Source organism: Flavobacterium sp. (assembly GCF_046317795.1).
Lineage (GTDB): Bacteria > Bacteroidota > Bacteroidia > Flavobacteriales > Flavobacteriaceae > Flavobacterium.
Genome location: NZ_JBKCVI010000125.1, coordinates 1 through 5,701, shown reverse-complemented (window position 1 = coordinate 5,701; position 5,701 = coordinate 1). Strand labels below are relative to the sequence as shown.

At 33.8% G+C, this 5,701-nt stretch carries 4 protein-coding genes and 1 pseudogene; 2 read left to right on the top strand and 3 right to left on the bottom strand.

The window, feature by feature from the left end; translation table 11 throughout:
- Positions 1-171: 171 nt before the first annotated feature.
- Positions 172-3,021, top strand: a complete 2,850-nt coding sequence (locus tag ACK5ON_RS07440; protein WP_409821311.1) for a T9SS type A sorting domain-containing protein — start codon at positions 172-174, stop codon at positions 3,019-3,021.
- A 53-nt stretch (positions 3,022-3,074) separates the two neighbouring features.
- Here ACK5ON_RS07440 and aat read toward each other — a convergent pair whose 3' ends face one another.
- The 3 genes from aat to ACK5ON_RS07425 form a co-directional block, all read right to left on the bottom strand.
- Positions 3,075-3,725, bottom strand: a complete 651-nt coding sequence (gene aat, locus ACK5ON_RS07435; RefSeq protein ID WP_409821308.1) for a leucyl/phenylalanyl-tRNA--protein transferase — start codon at positions 3,723-3,725, stop codon at positions 3,075-3,077.
- A 100-nt stretch (positions 3,726-3,825) separates the two neighbouring features.
- Entirely contained in the window at positions 3,826-4,200 is a 375-nt protein-coding gene (locus ACK5ON_RS07430) for a DUF3127 domain-containing protein (protein WP_409821305.1), read from the bottom strand.
- A gap of 2 nt (positions 4,201-4,202) precedes the next feature.
- The gene (locus tag ACK5ON_RS07425; protein WP_409821303.1) at positions 4,203-5,078 is read right to left on the bottom strand and encodes a flavin reductase family protein; all 876 of its coding nucleotides are present in this window, start codon (positions 5,076-5,078) and stop codon (positions 4,203-4,205) included.
- A gap of 99 nt (positions 5,079-5,177) precedes the next feature.
- Between ACK5ON_RS07425 and ACK5ON_RS07420 the strand changes: the two are divergent.
- Positions 5,178-5,701: pseudogene (locus tag ACK5ON_RS07420) on the top strand (sensor histidine kinase); the annotation flags it as partial.

The window sequence follows — 5,701 nt, the reverse complement described above, 5'->3', positions numbered from 1 at the left end:
TTTCTTATATGGTTAAAAATTTAAGATTGCATTTCCATTAATAACTTTGCCATTTCCAATGATGGATTTGCCGTTTCCATTAATGACTTTGCCATTTCCAATAACAACTTAATAAAGTGAGGCGGTTTTTACAAAACAATTCTATATCTTTGACCGTCAAACTACTTTATCATGAAAAAACTCTACACACTTTTGGTTGTTGCGCTTATAGGATTTGTTGGAAAGGCGCAGATTGTAAACATACCGGATGCTAATTTTAAAGCAAAGTTATTGCAAGCAAGCCCATCAAACCAAATAGCATCAACACAAACACCCGATATTAATGGAGATGTTACTTCCTACAATAAAATTGACACCAACAACGATGGGGAAATACAAGTGAGCGAAGCATTAGCTGTAAAATGGCTAAAAGTGCAAACAAGCACTATTGCAAATTTGACGGGAATAGAAAGTTTTACGAATTTAATAAATTTAAATTGTTCTAATAATCAACTTTTAAGTTTAAATATAATTGGTTTGACTAATCTTAAATATTTATATTGTAGTTCTAATCAACTTGCCAGTTTAAATGTGAGTGAATTATCTAATCTTCAATCTTTATCTTGTGTTAATAATCTACTTCCAAGTTTAAATGTGAGTGGCTTAACTAATCTTAAATATTTATCTTGTAGCAGTAATCAGCTTCCAAGTTTAAATGTAAGTGGATTAACAAATCTTGTATCTTTAAATTGTAGCAGTAATCAGCTTCCAAGTATAAATGTAAGTGGCTTAACGAATCTTCAAATTTTAGATTGTAGTAATAATCAACTTCCCAGTTTAAATGTAAGTGGTTTATCTAATCTTCAAGAGTTATATTGTATTAATAATCAACTTCCAAGTTTAGATGTAAGTGGCTTAACAAATCTTCAACAGTTATATTGTTATAATAATCTACTTCCAAGTTTAAATGTAAGTGGCTTAACCAATCTTCAAAGGTTAAATTGTTCTACTAATCAACTTCCGAGTTTAAATGTAAGTGGCTTAACAAATCTTATATCTTTATCTTGTAGCAGTAATCAGCTTCCAAGTTTAAATGTAAGTGGATTAACAAATCTTGTATCTTTAAATTGTAGCAGTAATCAGCTTCCAAGTTTAAATGTGAGCGGATTAACGAATCTTCAAATTTTAAGTTGTAATGCCAATTTGCTTCCAAGTTTGAATGTGAGCGGCTTAACGAATCTTCAACAGTTATATTGTCAAAATAATCAACTTCCAAGTTTAAATGTAAGTGGCTTAACTAACCTCCAACGTTTATATTGTTATAATAATCTACTTCCAAGTTTAAATGTAAGTGGCTTAACAAATCTTCAACAGTTATATTGTTATAATAATCTACTTTCCAGTTTAAATGTGAGTGGCTTAACAAATCTTCAACAGTTATATTGTTATCAAAATCTACTTCCAACTTTAGATGTAAGTGGCTTAACAAATCTTCAAACTTTAAATTGTAGTGCAAATCAACTTACCACGCTATTTGTAAAGAATGGGCGTAGTGAAAATATTATATTCGAAAATAATCCTGCTCTTCAATATATCTGTGCAGATGATGCACAGATAACCAGTATTCAAACCAAAATAACTCAATATGGTTATACCAATTGCCATGTTAATTCTTATTGTAGTTTTACTCCTGGCGGAGCGTTTTATACCATACAAGGAAGCAACCGCTTTGATAGTAATGCCAATGGTTGTGATGCTAGTGATAGCTATATACCCAACTTAAAATTTGCTATTTCTGATGGCACTACTAGTGGGACTTTTATTTCTAATACTTCTGGTAGTTATACTATTCCCGTACAAGCGGGAACGCATACCGTTACGCCCATTTTAGAAAATCCAAGTTATTTTACAGTTTCACCTACTACAGCAACGGTTAGTTTTCCAACCGTCGCAAGTCCGTTTATTCAAAATTTTTGTATAGCTCCCAATGGTGTAAATAACGATTTGGAAGTTTCAATTATATCCTTGCTACCTGCCAGACCGGGTTTTGATGCTACTTATAAAGTCATTTATAAAAATAAAGGAACACAAGCTCAAAGTGGTATTATAAATTTTGCTTTTGATGATGCTAAGATGGATTTAGTAAGTGCAACACCATTAAATAGTAGTTCCGCTAATAACAGTTTAAATTGGTCTTATACCAATTTAAATCCTTTTGAAACTAGAGAAATCACTTTAGTTTTTAACATCAACTCGCCTATGGAAACTCCAGCAGTCAACGGTGGGGATGTTTTGAATTATACAGCAACTATTGTTGGTTCTACTGATGAAACTCCCACAGATAATGTTTTTACTTTAAATCAAACTGTGGTTAACTCTTTTGACCCCAACGATAAAACGTGTCTTGAAGGCACAACCATTACACCTAGTATGGTGGGGAATTATGTGCATTATGTTATCCGTTTTGAAAATACAGGAACATTTGCCGCACAAAACATAGTAGTAAAAGACATGATTGATACGACTAAGTTTGATATTGCCAGTTTGATTCCGCAAAGCAGTAGTCACCCGTTTGTAACTAGAATTACCAATACCAATCAGGTAGAGTGTATTTTTGAAAACATCAATTTGCCGTTTGATGATACCACTAATGATGGCTATGTAGCGTTTAAAATAAAAACCAAACCCACCTTGGTTTTGGGCAATACTTTCACCAATACCGCCAGTATTTATTTTGATTATAACTTCCCAATAGTAACGAATACTACAACTACTACTGTGGCAACTTTGGGCAACCAAGATTTTGATTTTGGTAGTGTGTTTACATTGTCGCCTGTTCCTGCGAAAGACACGTTGACTATTACAACCAAACAAACTGTGGTGGTGAGTTCGGTAAACATTTATAACACACTCGGGCAATTGGTTCAAGTACATACCAACCCCAATGAAACCATCGATGTTTCGGGCTTGCAAAGTGGTAGTTATTTTGTTAGAATAACGAGTGATAAAAACAGTGCAACAGGGAAGTTTTTGAAGGAGTAAATAGGTAGCGATTGCTAAGTGAAACCCGAAACCCGAAACTCGAAACCTGAACACTAACCCCCCAAGACCTTCATAAAAGTTTCTCTCGAAATCTCAAATGCACCTAGCTTTTCCAAATGATCATTGTGCACCTGACAGTCCAAAAGTTTATAATTGTTTTCTTTAAGATATTGTATCAACGACACAAATGCAATTTTACTAGCATTTGGCACTTTGGAAAACATACTTTCGCCACAAAAAACAGTTCCTAAATCAACTCCATACAAACCGCCTACTAATTCCCAACTGGATTGGGAATCTATTTGCCATACTTCAAATGATTTTGCATAACCTCTTTTGTGAAGTTTTGTATAAGATGTAATAATATCTTCCGAAATCCAAGTACCAACTTGACCTTTTCTTTCTATGGTTTGACAGTTTTTAATTACCGATTCAAAATCTATATTGACAGTTACTTCAAAAATATTCCTATTTAGAATATTTCGTATGCTTTTAGAAACTTTGTAATCGTGAGGATTGACTACCATTCGCTCAGGTGGTGACCACCAAAGTATTGGCTCATCGGCATCAAACCAAGGAAAAATTCCATTTTTGTAAGCCAATACTAATCGCTCTACAGATAAATCACCACCAACAGCAAGAATACCCTCGTAAGAAGCTTCTTCAACAGGAGGAAAATAAAGTTCTTTGGTTAGGAAATACATAGGATAAAATTATAAATCCCAAAAAAATAAATTCCAAATTCCAAATAAAATGTGTTAAATTGGAATTTGGAATTTAAAAATTTGGAATTTTCCTTTTTAATTAAAAAGGTAAATCATCGTGTTCTTCTTCCTTAAAGTCTGTTGCAGGAGCAAATGCTTCTGCTGGAGGCATTGGAGGCATTGCTGCACTTGGAACTTCTGTCTGTAATTTTTCAATTCTCCAACCTTTGATTGAATTAAAATATTTGGTTTCTCCTTGTGGATTAACCCATTCTCTTCCACCCAAATTGATTGAAACTTTTACATTCTCGCCAACAGTTACAGTATTCAACAAATCACTTTTATCTTGCACAAATTCAATCATGATACTTTGTGGATACTGCTCGTCAGTTGTAACGACTAACTCTCTTTTTTTAAACGTTGGACTTACTTGCTGTTCAGCTCCAACCACTTTTACTTTTCCGGTAACTTCCATAATTATTGTTTTGCTAAAAGTACTTTCCAAGCTGAAAGTACGTCATTATTATTCAAATATTCTTTTGCCTTTTCATGAATTTTTTGCTCGTCGTCCGAACTTAAAACTCCTTTTACAGCAAAATTTTGTTGTACAAATATAGTAATTTCTGCTGGAGTTGGCAAGGCGTCTACATTTCCTAATTTACCCAAATCATTCCCATCAAAAACAGGACTTTTTTTAATAAAAACAGGAATAGCATCTACACCAATTCCTAGTGTAACCAATGGTTTTTCGACTTCAAACAACCCCTGATTAGAACGCGAATACCAGTTGCCGCCAAGGCGTGAAACCAAATCAATTTTACTTTGATCAATCCCATTTTTATCGTCCAACACTTTTTCGCTAATGTGAATTTTTACTACTTCACAAATAATCAAATTCCCTGCGCCACCTTGATTTCCTAATGCGATAATTTCGTTGACTTTACATTCAAACTGCACCGGACTTTCGGCTACGCGAAACGGTTTTATCATGTCCGATGGCAACATGGTTAATCCCGATTTTAAAAACTCATTCACTCCATCAGCATATTCGGTGCTCGATAATGATGCTTGCTGCACAAGATCATAATTGACCACATTAATCACCACTTCTTTGGTGGCTTGACAATTTTCTAATGTATGCTTCGTGGTGTTGTTTCTAACGCGTCGTGCTGGCGAAAAAACCAAGATTGGCGGATTGGAACTAAACACATTAAAGAAACTAAACGGCGACAAATTGGGCTTCTCATTTTTATCCATAGTACTAGCAAAAGCAATGGGTCTTGGCGCAACGGCACTTTGTAGATAGCTCTGAAGTTGCGCTGGCGATAGTGTATGTGGTTCGAAACTCAGCATGTTTTTTTCTTTTTACAAATGTAATTTTTTTATGTTTTGTCTAAACATCAAAATTAGAAGTTATCATTTTTTCATTACTTTTAAACCAAATTAGTATTCATGCAGTTTTCCGAAAAAAGAAATGTTACCCGTTGGATTATCATTATGGCATCCTTTGTCATTGTGACATTAATATTATGGAATACCTATACTTTCTTTCAAATATTTAAAAATGATGAACGTGTAAAAATGGAGGTTTGGGCAGAAAGTTTAAAAACTTTACTTAATGCTGAACCAGAAGACGAAGTAGAGCTTCCACGGCAAATAATAAGCAATAACAAAACTATTCCAATTATTTTAACCGAAAACAATGTCGTTATCAAGACCGCTAATATTGATGATAACATTGTAAACAATAAAGCTAAACTGGCTGATTTTTTGAAAAGCCTAAGAAAACAAAATGATCCAATTATAATAAGAATTGGACCTAATCAAGTACAACATTTGTACTACGGCAATTCTTCGCTACTCAACAAATTGAAATATTATCCTGTTGCGCTATTATTAATTATCTTTTTGTTTGGCGCATTAGTCTATAACTTTTACAAAAGCACCAAAATGGCTACCCAAAACAAGCTTTGGGC

Coding starts and splice junctions, on each gene's coding strand:
- ACK5ON_RS07440 (WP_409821311.1), top strand. CDS start 172: ATGAAAAAACTCTACACACTTTTGGTTGTTGCGCTTATAGGATTTGTT.
- aat (WP_409821308.1), bottom strand. CDS start 3,725: ATGTATTTCCTAACCAAAGAACTTTATTTTCCTCCTGTTGAAGAAGCT.
- ACK5ON_RS07430 (WP_409821305.1), bottom strand. CDS start 4,200: ATGGAAGTTACCGGAAAAGTAAAAGTGGTTGGAGCTGAACAGCAAGTA.
- ACK5ON_RS07425 (WP_409821303.1), bottom strand. CDS start 5,078: ATGCTGAGTTTCGAACCACATACACTATCGCCAGCGCAACTTCAGAGC.